The organism is Prevotella sp. P4-67, assembly GCF_002251325.1.
Classification (GTDB): domain Bacteria; phylum Bacteroidota; class Bacteroidia; order Bacteroidales; family Bacteroidaceae; genus Prevotella.
Map to the genome: position 1 here is coordinate 84813 of NZ_NPJL01000039.1, position 17269 is coordinate 102081.

At 53.9% G+C, this 17269-nt stretch carries 16 protein-coding genes; 5 read left to right on the forward strand and 11 right to left on the reverse strand.

What is annotated here, in order from left to right:
* The first annotated feature begins 3 nt into the window (after nt 1–3).
* The gene (locus tag CIK92_RS06370) at nt 4–2562 is read left to right on the forward strand and encodes a DUF5686 and carboxypeptidase-like regulatory domain-containing protein (protein ID WP_173823807.1); all 2559 of its coding nucleotides are present in this window, start codon (nt 4–6) and stop codon (nt 2560–2562) included.
* 14 nt (nt 2563–2576) lie between these two features.
* Nucleotides 2577–3212, forward strand: coding sequence for a response regulator transcription factor (locus CIK92_RS06375; protein WP_094388525.1), 636 nt, complete (start codon nt 2577–2579; stop codon nt 3210–3212).
* Between the two features lie 43 nt (nt 3213–3255).
* Here CIK92_RS06375 and CIK92_RS06380 read toward each other — a convergent pair whose 3' ends face one another.
* The 3 genes from CIK92_RS06380 to CIK92_RS06390 all read right to left on the reverse strand — a co-directional run bounded on the left by CIK92_RS06380 (nt 3256) and on the right by CIK92_RS06390 (nt 6966).
* A complete protein-coding gene (locus CIK92_RS06380; RefSeq protein WP_254046013.1) occupies nt 3256–3891 on the reverse strand; it encodes a DUF4230 domain-containing protein in 636 nt (211 codons plus the stop codon).
* Nucleotides 3872–4567 carry a DUF4230 domain-containing protein gene (locus tag CIK92_RS06385; protein WP_254046014.1) on the reverse strand — a complete coding sequence of 232 codons (696 nt, stop codon included), beginning with the start codon at nt 4565–4567 and terminating at the stop codon, nt 3872–3874. The genes CIK92_RS06380 and CIK92_RS06385 overlap by 20 nt, the downstream gene beginning before the upstream one ends.
* 134 nt (nt 4568–4701) lie before the next feature.
* Nucleotides 4702–6966: an inorganic phosphate transporter gene (locus tag CIK92_RS06390; protein ID WP_094385967.1), complete on the reverse strand. Its 2265-nt coding sequence runs from the start codon at nt 6964–6966 to the stop codon at nt 4702–4704.
* A 253-nt stretch (nt 6967–7219) separates the two neighbouring features.
* Here CIK92_RS06390 and coaW point away from each other — a divergent pair, with 253 nt between their 5' ends.
* Together coaW and CIK92_RS06400 are read left to right on the forward strand one after the other, a co-directional pair.
* Complete coding sequence (coaW, locus tag CIK92_RS06395) at nt 7220–8059, forward strand: type II pantothenate kinase (RefSeq protein WP_094388526.1); 840 nt, start codon at nt 7220–7222, stop codon at nt 8057–8059.
* Between the two features lie 22 nt (nt 8060–8081).
* Nucleotides 8082–8993 (forward strand): endonuclease/exonuclease/phosphatase family protein, encoded by a 912-nt coding sequence (locus CIK92_RS06400; RefSeq protein ID WP_094388527.1) that lies wholly within the window; start codon nt 8082–8084, stop codon nt 8991–8993.
* A 77-nt stretch (nt 8994–9070) separates the two neighbouring features.
* On the opposite strand, the gene CIK92_RS06405 is transcribed toward CIK92_RS06400, so the two are convergent.
* The 4 genes from CIK92_RS06405 to CIK92_RS06420 all read right to left on the reverse strand — a co-directional run bounded on the left by CIK92_RS06405 (nt 9071) and on the right by CIK92_RS06420 (nt 11430).
* Nucleotides 9071–9781 (reverse strand): DUF2461 domain-containing protein, encoded by a 711-nt coding sequence (locus CIK92_RS06405; RefSeq protein ID WP_094388528.1) that lies wholly within the window; start codon nt 9779–9781, stop codon nt 9071–9073.
* A gap of 10 nt (nt 9782–9791) precedes the next feature.
* Nucleotides 9792–10439 (reverse strand): endonuclease III, encoded by a 648-nt coding sequence (gene nth, locus CIK92_RS06410; RefSeq protein ID WP_022310771.1) that lies wholly within the window; start codon nt 10437–10439, stop codon nt 9792–9794.
* Between the two features lie 137 nt (nt 10440–10576).
* Nucleotides 10577–11188, reverse strand: a complete 612-nt coding sequence (locus CIK92_RS06415; RefSeq protein ID WP_094388529.1) for an OmpH family outer membrane protein — start codon at nt 11186–11188, stop codon at nt 10577–10579.
* Nucleotides 11189–11235: 47 nt separating this feature from the next.
* Complete coding sequence (locus CIK92_RS06420) at nt 11236–11430, reverse strand: hypothetical protein (RefSeq protein WP_022310773.1); 195 nt, start codon at nt 11428–11430, stop codon at nt 11236–11238.
* 89 nt (nt 11431–11519) lie between these two features.
* Here CIK92_RS06420 and CIK92_RS06425 point away from each other — a divergent pair, with 89 nt between their 5' ends.
* Nucleotides 11520–12974 carry an aminoacyl-histidine dipeptidase gene (locus CIK92_RS06425; protein ID WP_094388530.1) on the forward strand — a complete coding sequence of 485 codons (1455 nt, stop codon included), beginning with the start codon at nt 11520–11522 and terminating at the stop codon, nt 12972–12974.
* Nucleotides 12975–13193: 219 nt separating this feature from the next.
* Here CIK92_RS06425 and glmM read toward each other — a convergent pair whose 3' ends face one another.
* From glmM to CIK92_RS06445, 4 genes are all read right to left on the reverse strand, one after another.
* Nucleotides 13194–14579, reverse strand: coding sequence for a phosphoglucosamine mutase (gene glmM / locus CIK92_RS06430; RefSeq protein WP_094388531.1), 1386 nt, complete (start codon nt 14577–14579; stop codon nt 13194–13196).
* A 13-nt stretch (nt 14580–14592) separates the two neighbouring features.
* Nucleotides 14593–15231, reverse strand: coding sequence for a DUF4827 domain-containing protein (locus CIK92_RS06435; RefSeq protein WP_022310776.1), 639 nt, complete (start codon nt 15229–15231; stop codon nt 14593–14595).
* A gap of 361 nt (nt 15232–15592) precedes the next feature.
* Complete coding sequence (locus CIK92_RS06440; protein ID WP_022310777.1) at nt 15593–16504, reverse strand: dihydroorotate dehydrogenase; 912 nt, start codon at nt 16502–16504, stop codon at nt 15593–15595.
* Entirely contained in the window at nt 16492–17268 is a 777-nt protein-coding gene (locus CIK92_RS06445) for a dihydroorotate dehydrogenase electron transfer subunit (protein WP_022310778.1), read from the reverse strand. The genes CIK92_RS06440 and CIK92_RS06445 overlap by 13 nt, the downstream gene beginning before the upstream one ends.
* Nucleotide 17269: the final 1 nt, after the last annotated feature.

The following is a 17269-nucleotide window of genomic DNA, read 5'->3' on the forward strand; positions in this document are numbered from 1 at the left end:
GAAATGGATGACAACAACATACTCTTAATTCGCAGGACTACCCTCGTGCTATTGCTGGTGATGCTAAAACTCACCATGATGGCACAGGCGATGCTCACGGGGCGAATAGTGGACGCCGACGATGGCGGCCCGATACCCTACGCCAGTGCCTCATACAAGGGACAGCACAAGGCGGTGTCGAGCGATGCCGATGGCAAGTTCAGCATCGAACGCCACGAGGGCTGGACACTGACATTCAGTTCGGTAGGCTACACTCCTGTCTCCATCACCGTCAACGCCGCCACCAAGGAGTTAACCATCAAGCTGAAATCGGAGTCGCGCAAGATAGACGAGATAGTGGTCAAGGCACGCAGAGGCAAATACCGCCGCAAGGACAACCCTGCCGTGGAGCTCATGCGTCGTGTCATCGCAGCCAAGAAGCGCACCCATCTCGATAACCACCCCTACTACCAGTTCAACAAATACCAGAAGATAACCTTCGGTCTCAACGACATCAGCGACAGCGACCTGGAGCAGGGGCTCTTCAAACGCTCGCCGTGGCTGGTGGACTTTGTGGAGACCAGTCCCTATAACCACAAGCGCATCCTGCCCATCTCGGTCGACGAGACGGTGACGCAGCATGTGTATCGCAAAGACCCCAAGTCGGCAAAGACCATCATCAAGGGCCAACGTAGTGATGGCATCAACAACGTATTGCAGACGGGCGAAATACTTAATACTATGCTCAAAGACGTGTTTACCGACATAGACCTCTATGACAACCACATCCGTCTGCTGCAACACCCCTTCACCTCGCCTATCGGTGAGACAGCCATCTCCTTCTACCGCTATTATATAGAGGACACAGTGTATGTGGACCGCGACCTGTGCTATCACCTGCAATTCATCCCCAACAACCAGCAGGACTTCGGCTTCAGGGGCGACCTGTATATCCTCGCCGACTCGACACTGCATGTCAAGAAGTGTAACATGACTATCCCCAAGAAGAGTGACGTCAACTTCATCGACGACATCAAGATAATACAGGAATATACCCGTCTGCCCAATGGAGACTGGGCGCTGACGACCGATGACATGGTGGCAGAGCTGAGCATCATAGCCAAGGCAGCCAAGGTGGTATGCATACGCACGACGAGGCTGAGTGACTATGCTTTCGATAAACTGCCCAACAAGATATTCAAGGGCCGTGCCAACACGCGGCATGAAGCCGACGCCATGATTAGGGACGACGCTTTCTGGAACCAGTACCGTGCTGTAGAACTGACCAAATGTGAGTCGTCGATGGATGCATTTATCCACCGTATGGAGCAATCGCGCAACTATAAGTGGATATTGTTTACCTTGAAAGCCTTCATGGAGAACTACATCGAGACCGGCAGCAAGAAGAACAGCAAGTTTGATTTCGGCCCAGTCAATACCATTGTGTCGAGCAACTTCGTCGACGGCCTTCGTTTCCGTGTCAGCGGCCGCACGACAGCCAAGCTCAATCCGCACCTGTTCTGGAAAGGATACTACGCCTATGGTTCGCGCTCGAACAGGCATTACTATTCTTCGGAACTTACCTACTCGCTCAACAGCAAGAAGAATGTTCCGTTTGAATTTCCCCAGCGTAACATCATCTTTGAAACTACGCGCGACGTGATGTCTCCCGCCGACAAATACCTCCTGCACAACAAGGACAACATGTTCATGGCGTTTCGTGTACAGAAAGTGGAGCAGATGTACTTCTACAACCGTCAGCGTCTGGCTTTCGACTACGAGACCGACTGGGGTCTGAAGATGAGCGCGCAGATAAAGGCGGAGAGCAACAGCCCTACGGGCAATCTTAGCTTTATCAATAATGTCGACGGTAGCAATGTATCGCAAATCCGCACCACTGAGGTGAAAGCCGGACTGAAATACTGCCCCGGCCAGACATACATCAACACCAAGCAACAGCGTCTGCCGGTCAACTTCGACGCTCCCGAATTCGGCATCAGTCATACCGCAGGTTTCAAACACATGCTGGGTGGCCAATACAAGCTCAACCTTACCGAAGCCAGTATTTACAAACGGTTCTGGATGGGCAGTTGGGGATATATAGACAACCGCCTCAACGTGGGGGCACAATGGAGCAAGGTGCCATTCCCACTGCTGATTATGCCACCGGTCAATGTATCGTACTTTGAGCATGAGAACACGTTCTCGATGATGCGCAATATGGAGTTTCTCAATGACCGCTACGCCTACTGGTCTATCAGTTGGGACCTCAACGGTAAGGTACTCAACCGTATTCCGCTCATCCGCCATCTCAAGTGGCGCGAGTACATCAGCTTCAAGGGCATGTTTGGCAAGCTCACTGACAAAAACAACCCTATGGTTAACTCGGCCGACCCTCTGCTGTTCAGATTTCCTGCTGAAAGCCACGTCATGGACAGCCACACGCCCTATATGGAAGTGGTGGCTGGCGTACACAATATCTTCAAGTTCTTCGGTGTCGACTACGTCAGAAGAATCAATTACAACAACAATCCCGACGTCAAGAAGAATGGTATAAGATTCAGTTTCTCCATGTCGTTCTAAACACAAAGACCATCATGCAGATATTGATAGCAGACAGACAGGGAATCACAAGGGCAGGACTCATGTTTCTCTGTCATGAAGCGGGATATGAATACCGCTACACCGATGACAAAACCGAACTGATAGATGCTCTGCGTGCCGACGGTGACGCCATCGTGATACTCGACTACACCCTGTTTGACATCGGCGACGCTGCCGAACTGCATATTCTCAACCAGCGCTTCCCGCAGGCGTCGTGGGTACTGTTCAGCGAAGACCTGAGCGTAGACTTTGTCCGCATGACTGCCGCCGGAAACAACCGCTTCAGCGTGCTGCTCAAGGAGTCGCCCCTGGAAGAAATCCGAGAAGGACTGGCAGAGGTGGCAAAAGGCAGGAGGTATATATGCAGGAGAATGACAGAGATGCTGCTCACACCGACGCAGACCACACAGGAGGAAAACAGGCTCACGCCCACAGAGACAGAGATACTGCGCGACATCGCCTTGGGGCTCACCACACGCGAAATAGCCGAGAAGCGCTACTCCAGCTTCCACACCGTCAACACCCACCGCAAGAACATATTCCGCAAGATAGGCGTCAACAATGTCCACGAAGCCACACGCTATGCGCTGAGAGCCGGACTGGTGGACAGCGCTGAATACTATATATAAAACACAAAAGGACAAGCTCTCGGGGCTTGTCCTTTTGCTTTTGTCATTTGCCGACAGTGATGCGCACATGCTCGAAACCCATAGCATGAAGCAGTTTGTCCATCTGGGCTTCGGCTTGTTGGCTGGCTTTGTTCAGGTTATCCCTGTTGACAACGCGCTGACGCATGATACGACTGGCTTTGAGGTAGAGGCGCTTGCGGTCGGCAGCTGTCCAGGTGCCGGTCTCATAGAAGGTCTGGGTGCGGGCCTCATCGATAAACTCATTGCCCAACAGGCGGACGGGAGGCAGGTCGGCACAGACTGTATCGCCCTCAAGCCTAATCCATCCCTTACGGGCCTGACGCAAATCGATACCCATACGGAGGGTACCATAATAGATGCGTATCAGTTCGGAATCGCCAAAGAATCCATGTGAGACCGTATCGACAATCTCTTCATCGCTGACGGCGAGGAACTCCCATTCGCCGATGCTCTCAATAGACTTTATCTGCGTAGGCGTGAGCGTCACCCGCTCCACGCGCTCTGTGGTGACCACATTGCTTTCGCCTGGGCCATAGACCATCCAAAGCAGCATCAGGGCGATGCCCCCCACCACAAAGAAGGCTATCCACGCATTGACGGGAATGGCGCCGAGGATGCGGCGCGCCAATGATTTCTTCTTATTGTCTTGCTTTACCATGTTCGGAGGTTTGACGGGTAAGACGTTTGATAAGGTCGGCAGGACCGAAGTCTTGTCTGAACGTAATGGTGATATGGTCGCGCTGGAAGCCCATCTGCTCTATCATCGGTATGAGCAGGGCGGCAGCATTGGCGCGGGCAGACTCGATGATGCCCATTTGGGGTATGCTGCTGATAATGGACTGGCGGCCGCGACGCTCAATGGCGCTGAGCTCGGCGTCGGTGTAATGGGTGCGCAAGAGGGGCACGCGCTCCTTGGCATTGTCGTGGTCTATGCGGGTCGAGGTCATCACCACCTGAGGGTCGGGCAAGACTATCTCAATCCTATCTCCACTGCGGGTGATATTGGAAGCCGAGAAGTCGGCAAAGTCTATATAGCCCTTGATGGTGGCATCGATGGGAATAGCCACCGAGCGCTTGCCAGTGGGCAGAGTCACGCTGAAGGGACGGCCAAGCAACCTGCCACTCACCGCCTGTTCGTCGTCTTGGGTTATTATCTTGCGCACCTTATACTCAGTGGTATATAGGCGCGAACACTGCTGTATCTGCATCACCATCATGGGGATGGAGTCGATGGGCTCAGCCGCTTCGGCCACCGGCTGTGTAGCTCTGTTATCGCAGCCCACAAGGGCAGTCGCGACACACAGGGCGAGAATATATCTTATGACTGTCATCATCTTAACTATCTATATCGATGCAAAGGTAGTGCATTCACGGGGGACGACCAAGAAAACCGACAAAAAAATGGAGAGCGTGCTCCCACCGTCAGTGGGCAACACGCTCTCCATATCTATTATTATAGCGTATGTGGCTACTCCATAAACTTCTTGGCTGCACGCAACTGGTGACGCAGGTTGCTCAACAGCTGCTGACTCTCTTGCAGCAGATTGAGATAGAGCATACCTACCTGCAGCTGGCCGTTGTCCTCGATACCCTGCAGACGGTCTATCTGGCGATGACGATACTGCGAGAGTTCGTCCTTGAGCTGGTCGGCAGCGGCAAGGGTATCACGATAGCGGTCGAAACGGCCTGTGGAAATCTGGGTCTCGGTGTCGCGCATCAGTTCGACGATTCTAATCTTAATCATCTGATACTCGGTGCAGACATACATAGGAACAGGGGTGAAGTTGTTATCCACGTGCTCCTTGATTGGCTCGAGCATACGCTGCATGCAATAGATGAGCTGCTGGCTGGCATTGACACCCACGTGGAACCAGGTGTTACGCTCCATAGCCATCTCAATGGGCACACGCTGCAGCGCCACGAGCTGCTGCTTGCGCACGTTGCGCAGTTCCTGCTTGGCGCGACGCAGATGGCGCATCACCTTGCGCAGGGGCGAAGGACGGTTGCTCTCAAATCCATCAATGAGCATCTCATAGTCATCGAGCAGTCTGGCGGTAATGGCGCTCTGGGTGTGGCGCACATACTTCTTGAGCAAATCCCAAACTATCTCGGGCTCCTGGGCACGCATCATCAGACGGAAGAGGTCTTTGCCGTCGGCGTCGCACTCGCCACGTTTCTTGCTTTTGCCAGAGAAGAAGAGGATATAGACCACCAGGGCGATGAAACCTATCTGCACAGCCAAGCCTCCATAGTACATTGCGGCGCAAACCACGGCGGCTGCGATGAAGGCGGCACCGGCTGTGATAAACCATCCACCGATGACCGACAGCACGCCGGTGATGCGGAACACGGCACTCTCGCGACTCCAGGCCCGGTCGGCAAGTGATGAACCCATGGCCACCATGAAGGTGACATAGGTGGTACTGAGCGGGAGGGCGTAGTTGGTACCGATGGTGATAAGCATTGACGCCAGCACCAGGTTGACGGCTGCACGCACCACATCAAAGGCAGCTGCATCGTTGGACTTGACCGATACGGGGGCAAAACGACGGTTTATCCACTGGTTGATTTTATTGACAACCGGGATGTGCTGAACCACAGCACCCACGCTGTCGCTCACACTCTGCACGGTGCGCACGATGGCGCGGGCGGCACGTGACGAGCCGAACATCTCGTCGCCCTCGTCCTGACGGGCCAGGTCTACCGAGGTCTGTATCACGCGCTTGGCCTTCTTCGAGGTAGCCATAGCCGTAATCATCACCAGACCGGCTATGAGCAGGAAGACCACGGGAGTCTTGGCAGGCTGCATGAGCGAGGTCATCATGTACTGGGTGGGGGCCACGCCCGTAGAGAGACCATTGTTATAATAGTCGAGATAACTGTCGAGTCCAGCCAGAGGCACACCGATGAAGTTGACCAGGTCGTTGCCGGCAAATGCCATAGCCAGGGCAAAGGTACCCATGAGCACCACGATGCGGAAGACATTGACACGCAGCAGATGGAGCACGCCCATCAGCACCGTGGAGACTCCGCCGATGGAGAGCAGCAGCATGGGGATGTGCATGCCAATCCAGGTTCTCACGCTCTCAGAGATATAGGGCGAGCCACCCATTCCCTTGAGGAAGATGAAGTAAGCCAGAGCGGTGAAGGCGATGCCGCCAAAGAGCGCCACAGCCACCAGGCCGCCACCGGTCTGACGGAAGGTGAACACCAAGCGAGCTATCCACTGCACAGCCACACCGAAGACGAAGGCTACAGCCACCGACACGAAGATGGCAAGGATAACGCTCAGCGCCTTGTCTGTATTGAGTAGGTCATTGATTTGCAGACTGCCGTCGCCCATCATCTTGACAGCGGCGAGGATGGCAGCGGCTCCCAAGAGCTCGAATACCAGCGACACGGTGGTAGAGGTGGGCATGCCGAGCGAGTTGAACACGTCGAGCACTATCACATCGGTCACCATCACCGCCAGAAAGACCACCATCACCTCGCTCATGGCATAGTGGTTGGGCATCATGATGCCATGGCGTGCCACATCCATCATGCCCGACGACATCACGGCGCCTAATATGACACCGGCAGATGCCACAAAGAGAATGGTGCGAAAGGCGGCAACGCGCGCACCTACCGCAGACTGCAGAAAGTTGACTGCATCATTGCTTACGCCGACATAGAGGTCGAACAGCGCCAAGCAGAGCAGAAACACTACAATGAGAAAATAAATTGCACTCATATTTCTTGTTTTTGTTTTACTGCCGCAAAGGTAGGCAACAGTTATTACAATCGTGTTAAGGCACTATGACAATGGAGTGAAATGTAAAGAGACCGCGGCCAGGCTGTCTGCGAAGGCTAATCATGCCGATTGCGTGGGGCCCATGCTATATATAAATATGTTTTTTGGGTTATTGGCATACATTTTTGGCGCAAAGGGCTCATAATCCAGCTTTTTTGGCTACTTTTGCACCATAATAATCACAACCCGGACAATGGCTATTGTAATAGGTATAGATGTGGGCATAAGTACCACCAAGATAGTGGGAATTAACGACGAAGGCCAAGTGGTAGCGCCCAAGCGCATCAAGGCCACCGACCCGGTGGCTTCGCTCTACGGCGCCTTCGGCAAGTATCTCTATGACAACAAAATCAGTCTGAGCGACGTGGAACAGGTCATGATTACTGGCGTAGGCGCAGCTTACATCGACTCGCCCATCTATGGTCTGCCCACAGCCAAGGCCGACGAGTTTATCTCCGACGGACTGGGCGCCAGCTACGAGACCGACATCGACCGGATGATAGTGGTATCGATGGGCACCGGTACGTCGCTCGTGCAGTGTATCGGCGACGACATCCGCCATATCGGAGGTATCGGTGTGGGCGGAGGCACCCTGATGGGACTCTCGCGCATCATGCTCCAGACCGACGACATACACACCATCAACAAGCTGGCAAACGAGGGCGACCTGAAGAATATAGATGTGCAGATAGGCGACATCAGCCCCAACCCACTGCCCGGACTGCCCAAAGACGCGACCGCAAGCCTCTTCGGCAATGCCAAGAGCAACGCCACGCGGGAAGACATCGCGCTGGGCATCATCACCACCGTGCTGCAGACCATCGGTTCGACCACCATACTCTCGTCGCTTGGCAGCGGCATCAAGGAGTATGTGCTCATAGGCAACCTCACGCTACTGCCTCAGTGCAAGACGGTGTTCCCCTCGATGGAGAAGCTGTTTGGCGTGCGGTTCATCATCCCCGAGTACAGCGAGTTCTGCACAGCTATCGGTGCCGCGCTGGTCTACGTGAAGGGAAAGAAAAGCAAGGAGTAAACTTATAAACCATATAATAACAATGAAGAAAAACTTTTTGATTGTCATGTGCCTCATGATGGCCCTCATGGCCTCGGCACAAGACCTGGTAGTGTGCAGCTACAACATCCGCAACGCCAACCGCGGTGATGCCAAGAACGGCAACGGCTGGGAGAAGCGCTCAGTGTATATGTGTCAGCAGATACAGTTTGAAGACCCAGGCGTATTCGGTTGCCAGGAAGTTAAGAAAGAGCAGATAGACGATATGCTGCGTCTCATGCCCGAGTATGCCTACGTAGGCGTAGGCCGCGAGGACGGCAAGGAGGGCGGCGAGTATTCGCCCGTATTCTACAAGAAGGACCGCTACAAGCTGCTGGACAGCGGCACGTTCTGGCTGGCCGAAGACCCCACCAAGGCAGAGCTGGGATGGGACGCCGCCTGCAAGCGCGTGTGCTCATGGGGCCACTTCAAGGACCTCAAGACCAAGCATACCTTCTATTTCTTCAACACCCACATGGACCACATCGGTGTGACAGCACGCCGAGAGGGCGCCAAGCTCATCGTGAGCAAGATGCGCGAACTGATGAAGAAGAACGACCCCGTTATCCTTACCGGCGACTTCAACGTAGACCAGCGCAGCGAGCCCTTCCAGGTATTCATCAACTCCGGATTCCTCAACGACTGCTACGAGGTGAGCAAGTATCGCTTTGCCACCAACGGCACATTCAACGACTTCAACCCGCTCAACTGCAGCAACAGCCGTATCGACCACATCTTTGTAAGCAAGAGCTTCAAAGTGGACCGCTACGCCATCCGCACCGACGGTTACTGGGACAATGTGGAGATGTATGAAGCCAAACCATCACCCAACGCTCCTATGGATGTAAAACTCAAAGAGGGTGTACGCCGCAATCCTTCTGACCACTATCCCGTGGTAGTAAAGATGCGCTTCTAACATACACGCCATTTATAGAAAAGGCTCTACCCATGCTGATGGGTAGAGCCTTTTTTATGTCTCGTCGCAACGGAGGGCTACTCGTAATCGTCGATGACGCTGTTCATCATGTCCATCATGGGTTTGGCAGCCTCGAAATACTTGAGCAGTTGGTGGGGCCAGTCGGGAGCGTCGAAGAGACTGTCGGGCACACGCTTCCAGCAGCAGTAGTCCTTCATGCGCAGATAGTCGATGTAGGGATAGTCGCGCGGGAAACCCTTGGGGGCAGTCTTGAGCATGGCAATGCCAAAACCGCGGTCGCTCATCTCGTCGTCGTTCATCACGCCCTCGCCGGGATAACCGAAATAGCGCACGAAGGGACCCGCCTCGACAGCCTTGCGCCAGAGGTCGATGTTGCCCATAATCTCGTTGCGGCATGCGGTAAGGATAGGAGTGGGCAGCCAGTAGGAGCCGATGGCTATGAAACTGTGGCCCGGCTGCAGATGGATATAGTAACCGCCGCGGAGCGACTTGCGGCCCTTGGCACAAATCATGGCACCGAAGTGGCGCTTGTAGGGCGACTTGTCGGGACTGAAACGGGTATCGCGGTTGAAGCGGTAGATGCAGTCTTTGGCCGTGAGATGTGCCACCTCGGCGTCGATGGTAGCTATCTCGGCAATGGCACGCGTGATATCGGCCTCAAAATCGGCTTTACATATATTGTATTCTTTCTTATGTTCGAGGAACCAAGGTCTATTGTTATTGCGAGCCACGGTATCGAGAAATCCAAGTATGAGTTTAGTATTCATAATCCTTATTTTATAATTTTGAATCGTCAAATCTTTTTGGACAGAATGAATCGAAGGGACATTCGCCACAGAGCGGACGATTGCTCCGACAGATATAGCGCCCATGGAGCAGGAGCCAGTGGTGGGCATCGGGGATGTCCTGGACGGGGATATAGCGCATGAGCTGCTGCTCGACCTTCAGAGGCGTATTGGCAGTCTGGGGAACGAGGCCCAGACGGTGGCTGACACGATAGACATGGGTATCAACAGCCATGGTGGGCTTGCCGAACCACACGGCCTGGATGACATTGGCGGTCTTGCGCCCTACGCCCGGCAATGTCATGAGCTGGGAGCGGTCGGAGGGAACCTCGCCATGGAAGTCGCTGACCAGCTGGCGCGACATGGCTACCAGATGGTTGGCCTTGGCATTGGGATAGCTCACCGAACTGATGAGCTGCAGCACATCGTCGACCTCGGCCTGGGCCATGGCCTGCGCGGTGGGATAACGGGAGAAAAGGGCTGGGGTAACCTGGTTGATGCGCTTGTCAGTACACTGGGCACTGAGGAGCGTGGCTACCAGCAACTGGAAAGCCGAACCAAACTGGAGCTCGGTGGTAACCTTGGGCATGGCTTCACGATAATAATCGAGCACACGCTGGTAACGCTGTTGACGGGTCATAATAAAATCTGTGTAGGATAAAGGGCAAAACAAACGGAGTATGAAAAACTCTTTCGCTCGTGAGCGGCGGTTTCTACATACTCCGTCGTGGATTGTGGAACGTGCCTTGCGGTGCGCCCACTAAGGTAAGTATCTAATTATTTCTTCTCTTCGGTGGCCTTCTTGGTAGCGGCTGTGGGCTTGTAGGCCTTGTTGAGACCGGCAACCACCTCGGCAGTAACGTCGTAAGCCTTGTCGGCGTAGAGCAGATTGTCGCCGGCCTTGCTCAGGATAAGGCTATACTTCTTGTCCTTGTTGTAGGCAGCGAGGAAGTGCTGGATAGAGTCGCGCAGAGCGGCGTTGTACTTCTCGGTCTCTGCCTGGAACTCGTTGGAAAGACGACGATTGAGCGCATCGAGGTCAGCGCTCTGCTTCTGCAGACCAGCCTGGATGCCCTCGGCCTGCTCACGGGTATAGGCATTCTGCTGAACCTTCTGCTGGAAGTTGGCAGCAGCTGCCTGCAACTGCTGCTGCTTGGCAGCAAGGGTATTCTGGATGTTCTGGCCCTTCTTCTGAAGAATGAGCGAATAGTCTTTGCAGAACTTATACTGCGACATAATCGAGTCTACCTCAACATAGGCAATCTTCAGGCTACTGGGAGCTACGGGCTGAGCCTGGGCTTCGTCGTTAGCGGTACTCTTGTTGCATGAGGTCATAGCGAGCGACAGTGCTGCGACTGCCACCATGGTTTTCATCAGATTTTTTTTCATATCAGTTATAGTATTTATTGTCATCGTTAGCGGCGACGGCCTTCGCATCAGTATGCCCCACCCTTCTGGCGGGCTTCACGATCCTGGTCCATCACGCAGTGTATACCGCGGTCTTTCATCGCCTTGCTGTCATGGATATGCTGGGAAGAAAACTCTCCGTGCTTGCGAAAAAGCAACTTCACACACAATAATGCCAGTGCAATAGCAATTATTAACACGCTTAATAGTAGAGTTTCTATCATTTTAATTAATTTTGCAGCATCACATTGACACCTTTCTGCTGACAAAGGTAGCGTTTTTAGATTAAAGGACAAAATAAATAATCATAAAAATGAGTAACGTAGAATTAAAACCTGCTCGCGTGTTTGAGCAGTTTGCTAAAATCAATCAGATTCCACGCCCCTCCAAGCGCGAGGAGAAGATGATTGAGTATCTCAAAGAGTTTGGTAAAAGCCATGGTCTCGAGACTGTAGTCGACGAGACAGGCAACGTACTGATACGCAAGCCCGCCACCCCCGGCCACGAGAACCGCAAGACGGTAATCCTGCAGAGCCACATGGACATGGTTTGCGACAAGCTGGTAGATATCGAGTTCGACTTTGACAAGGATGCCATCCAGACTTATGTAGACGGAGAATGGCTGCGCGCCAAAGGCACCACACTGGGTGCCGACGACGGTATAGGTTGTGCCATCGAGTTGGCTGTGCTCGACAGCGACGACATCGAGCATGGCCCCATCGAATGTGTGTTCACTCGCGACGAGGAAACCCAGCTTACAGGTGCCATAGGTATGAAGTCGGGTTTCATGAACGGCGACTATCTCATCAACCTCGACTCTGAGGACGAGGGCCAGTTCTTCGTAAGCTGTGCCGGTGGCCGTAGCACCATCGCCACGTTCAGCGTAGAGCGCGAAGAGACACCTGCCGGTTACTTCTTCATGGAAGCTGCCGTGAAAGGCCTGGTAGGCGGACACTCGGGCGACGACATCAACAAGAAGCGCGCCAATGCCATCAAGCTGCTCACCCGCTTCATCTATGCCGAGATGCAGAAGACCGACGTGCGTCTGGTTTCTTTCAACAGCGGAAAGCTGCACAACGCCATCCCACGCGACGGCAAGGTGGTATTCGCCGTTCCCGCTGCCGACAAAGAGATGGTCAAGGCCGACTTCAACATATTCGTAGCCAAGGTAGAGGATGAGTTCCACGTTACAGACACCGCCATGGAGTTTGCCCTCACCAGCACCGACGCTGCAGCTGTCATCACCAAGGCTGTAGGCGACAACATCATCTTCGCGCTGCAGGCTGTAGACAACGGCGTCTTCGCCATGTGCCAGGACGAGGCTCTCGACTGGCTGGTAGAGACATCGAGCAACGTAGCCGCCGTGAAGACCACCGACAACGAGGTGGAGGTACTGTCATCGCAGCGCTCTTGCGTGATGAGCAACCTCGACAACATGTGCAACACCGTGGCTGCCGCTTACCGTCTGGCCGGTGCCAAGGTGATAACCACCGACGGCTACCCTGCATGGAAGATGAACCCACACAGCAAGCTGGTGGACATCACCGCAGAGACCTATCGCAAGCTCTTCGGCAAAGAACCCAAGGTGCTGGGAATACACGCCGGTCTGGAGTGCGGCCTCTTCTCAGAGCGCTACCCCAACCTTGACATGGTAAGTTTCGGCCCCACACTGCGCTATGTACACACTCCCGATGAGCGTCTGCTCATTCCCACTGTACAGATGGTATGGGACCACCTGCTCGAGATACTCAAGAATATTCCCGAGTAAAGCATATATTATAATATAGGTACGGGAGGAATTGCCGGCATCCATGCCACCACAACAGCAATTCTGACAACCGGCCTAACGATGACAGCAGACCTCCGCAAAGTGAAGTCTGCTGTCTTTTTTATTGGTTACAGAAAAGCCCACACCGTTCATGCTGAAGGTGTGGGCTTATATAGTAAAGTCAAACAGTCTTGCTGTTTCCACTTTAGTCCATCCGGCTTATTGCATCGAATAGACTACGTCCATCAGGCGCTTGCCCAGCGCGTCGGCAGCCTCCATAGTGGAAGCCTCGCTATAGACGCGGATGATAGGCTCGGTGTTGCTCTTGCGGAGGTGCACCCAACGGTCGGGGAAGTCGAGCTTCACGCCGTCGATGTCGGTTACGGTCACATCGGCCTCCTTGCCATAGAGTTCCTTGACCTTGACCAGGATAGCGTCGACATCGGTCTCAGGGGTAAGGTCGATGCGGTTCTTGGCGATATAATAGGTGGGGAAGGTGGCGCGCAGCTGGCTGACGGTAAGTTTCTTCTGGGCCAGCGACGAGAGGAACAGGGCGATGCCCACGAGGGCGTCGCGACCGTAGTGGCTCTCAGGATAGATGACTCCGCCATTGCCCTCGCCGCCAATGACGGCACCCACTTCTTTCATCTTGGTGGTGACGTTGACCTCGCCTACTGCCGAAGCATAATACTTGCATCCGTGGCGCTCGGTGACGTCGCGCAGGGCACGGGTAGAACTCAGATTGCTCACCGTGGCACCCTTGACATGGTCCAGGATATAGTCGGCCACGGTCACGAGGGTGTATTCCTCGCCATACATCTTGCCGTCTTCCTGAATGAAGGCCAGACGGTCTACATCGGGGTCGACCACGATACCCAGGTCGTAACCGCCCTTGGCAACCTCGCTCATGATGCCGCCGAGATTCTTCTCCAGAGGCTCGGGGTTGTGGGCGAAATCGCCGGTGGGCTCGCCATAGAGCATGGTATACTCTACGCCCAGAGCGTCGAGCAGACGGGGCAGGATAACGCCACCCACAGAATTGACAGTGTCGACAGCCACACGGAAGTGGGCATTGCGGATAGCCTCGCGGTCAACGAGCTCGAGAGCCAGCACACTGTCGATATGGCGCTGGTCGAAACTGTCGTCGCTGGTGTAATGGCCCAGATGGTCTACGTCGGCATAGTCGAAAGCCTCGGCCTCGGCTATGGCGAGCACCTCGGCACCGTCGGAAGCGGTAAGGAATTCGCCCTCGGCATTGAGGAGCTTCAGGGCGTTCCACTGGCGTGGGTTGTGGCTGGCGGTGATGATGATACCACCATCGGCGCCGCTCATGCGCACTGCCAGTTCGGTAGTGGGTGTGGTGGCCAGACCGATATCAATGACATCGAAGCCCATACCCATGAGGGTACCGCAAACGACGCGATTGACCATCGAGCCCGAGATGCGGGCGTCACGGCCTACTACTATCTTGTTGGTCTTCTTGGTCTTGCCAATGAATGTGGCATAGGCTGTGGTAAACTTCACGATGTCCAGCGGGTTGAGAGTGTCGCCGGTGTGACCGCCTATGGTGCCACGAATACCTGAAATGGATTTGATGAGTGTCATAATTACTTAAAAGTTATCTTCCGCGTTTATAAGTTATATCATACAGACAGGGATAGACGGTCTGCATCGCATAGCTCTGTCCCTGGGCAGCCGGTACGATAAGTCGTACCTTGGCTATCTCTTCGTTCTCGTTCTCCGGACGCCCAAGATTGATGTAGGTAAAGGGCACAAGCCATCCACCAGGTACAGAGGTGGTGCCATAGACCTGATACATGAGACACTTCTTGGTATCGAACGATGCGGTGAAGGTGCCCGATGTGTTGGTTACTGACATCTTGTCGTAATAGTCAGAGTAATAGAGGATATTGTTGGTAAGCTGTATGGAGTCGGTGAGCAGGTTGCGCTCGGTGAAACGGCAGAGCACATAGGCGGTCTCGCCATCCTTGAGCTTCTCGCCACATCCTTGGCGCACAATCTGCATATAGACACCATTGCTCTCGAAAAGTACAAATTCATTTTTAGACACGTCGGTCTTGTAGCCATTGGCCTTGAACTTGGCCTCGCTGATAACGTTTACTGCCGAGTCGGCAATATACTTGCCTATGGCTGCGCGCTCCTTGGCCTTGCGCTCGGCATAGGTCTCGGTATCGTTGCATGACCATAAGAAACTCAGTCCCAAAAACAATAAAATGATATACTGAATACGCTTCATCAGATTGTAATCTATTTGCTATTATTGATTATACATTTATAATATATACCGCCGCCACAATGACGAGGCATAGCCCAAAGCCATATAACACAAGCTCAAAGCTGCGCAAAGTTAAGCAAAAATAAAAGAAAAACGCCCTATTTCTTCATAATTTTCATTCAGAGGCAACGATTTTCATTTTTTTTATCATATCGAGGGCACCGAGCATGGTCAGCCGAGGAGTCAGAGCGATGCCCTTCGGAGTTGTGGCGGTGGCCATAATCAAAAGCAAACCGCCAGAGAGCGCTCGTGCGAGTCGCCCGCTGACGGTTGCTATCATTCATTATCCACTATGCAGAGCCAGTCGGCCTGCAGTCACTGTCTAAGCATTGACGGCGCCGATAATCTCCTGTACCGAAGCACAGCCATGGCTGTCGAGCCAATCGTTGATACCGGTCTTTACCTTGTAGGCGATGGCGGGGTCTATGAAGTTGGCTGTGCCTATCTCTATGGCTGTGGCTCCAGCCATAAGGAACTCGATGGCATCCTGGGCCGAAGAGATACCGCCAAGTCCGATGACAGGTATCTTGACGGCACGTGCCACCTGCCACACCATGCGCAGGGCAACAGGCTTGACGGCAGGACCGCTCAGTCCGCCGGTACCGATACTCAGCTTGGGGCAACGGCGCTCGGTGTCGATGGCCATACCCATGAGAGTATTGATGAGCGACACGCTGTCGGCGCCTTCAGCCTCACAGGCACGGGCTATCTCGGCAATATCGGTCACATTGGGCGATAGCTTTACGATGAGCGTCTTGTGATAACGCTCACGCACGGCCTTGACCACACTCGTGGCGCCGGCGCAAGTCACGCCGAAGGCCATTCCACCGTCCTTGACATTGGGGCAAGAGATATTGAGCTCGATGGCAGGTATCTTGTCGAGGGCGTCGATGCGGGCGGCACACTCGGCATAGTCTTCTGGCGTACTGCCGCTGACGTTGACAATCATCCGCGTGTCGATATCCTTAATCTGCGGATAGATGTGGGAGCAAAAATAATCGACACCCTTGTTCTGCAGACCCACACAGTTGAGCATACCCGAAGCGACTTCGGCCATACGGGGATAGTCGTTGCCCTCGCGTGGACGCAGGGTGGTTCCTTTGACGATAATGCCGCCAATCTCATGCAGAGGCACGAGGTCGGCAAACTCCAATCCATACCCGAAAGTGCCCGATGCGGTCATTACCGGGTTGGAGAGTTCCAGGTTATTTATCTTTACATTTAGACTTGCCATAACAGTTTCTTAATATTTAACACCGGACCATCTTTACATACACACAAATTGCCCTCAATAGTCTTCTCTACACAGCACAGACAAGCACCCAGACCACAGGCCATCATATTCTCCAACGACACCTCGCAGCTTACGTCGTGCTTGGTGGCATAGGCGGCTACAGCCTTCATCATCGGCTTGGGACCACAGCAGGATATCTGGTCGAAATGCGTGGTCTGCAGCACCGAGTGATTGGTGACAAATCCGCGCTCACCATAGCTGCCGTCTTCGGTGGTGACATAGACATCGCCCAGCGCCTCGAAAAGCTCCAACTGGAGCAGGTCGGTCTTGGTGCGAGCGCCAAGAAGGAACGAGGGACGGCCGCCCATCTTCTTTATCTCGGCTCCGAAATAGAGCAGAGGGGCCACACCCACGCCGCCGCCAACCAGAAGCAGACGCTTGTCGGCAGTGTCGGGCATGGTGAAGCCATTGCCCAAAGGAAGGACACAGTTGAGGGTATCGCCGACATGGAGCTCGCCCATCTGGCGGGTACCGTCGCCAATACGGGCGACAAGGAGCCAAAGTTCGTTGGTCTCGGCATCAAAATTGTGAATGGATATAGGACGACGCAGAAAAGTATTGGGAGACTTTTCTACCTTCACCTCGACAAACTGACCAGGCGCCATAGGCGGCATGGCGTCCTGAGAAGTCAACTTGATGAGTACGTACTTCTCGTTGAGGTGGTCGATGGAACTTACGGTCAAGTCCAAGCAAGCCTTCTTCATA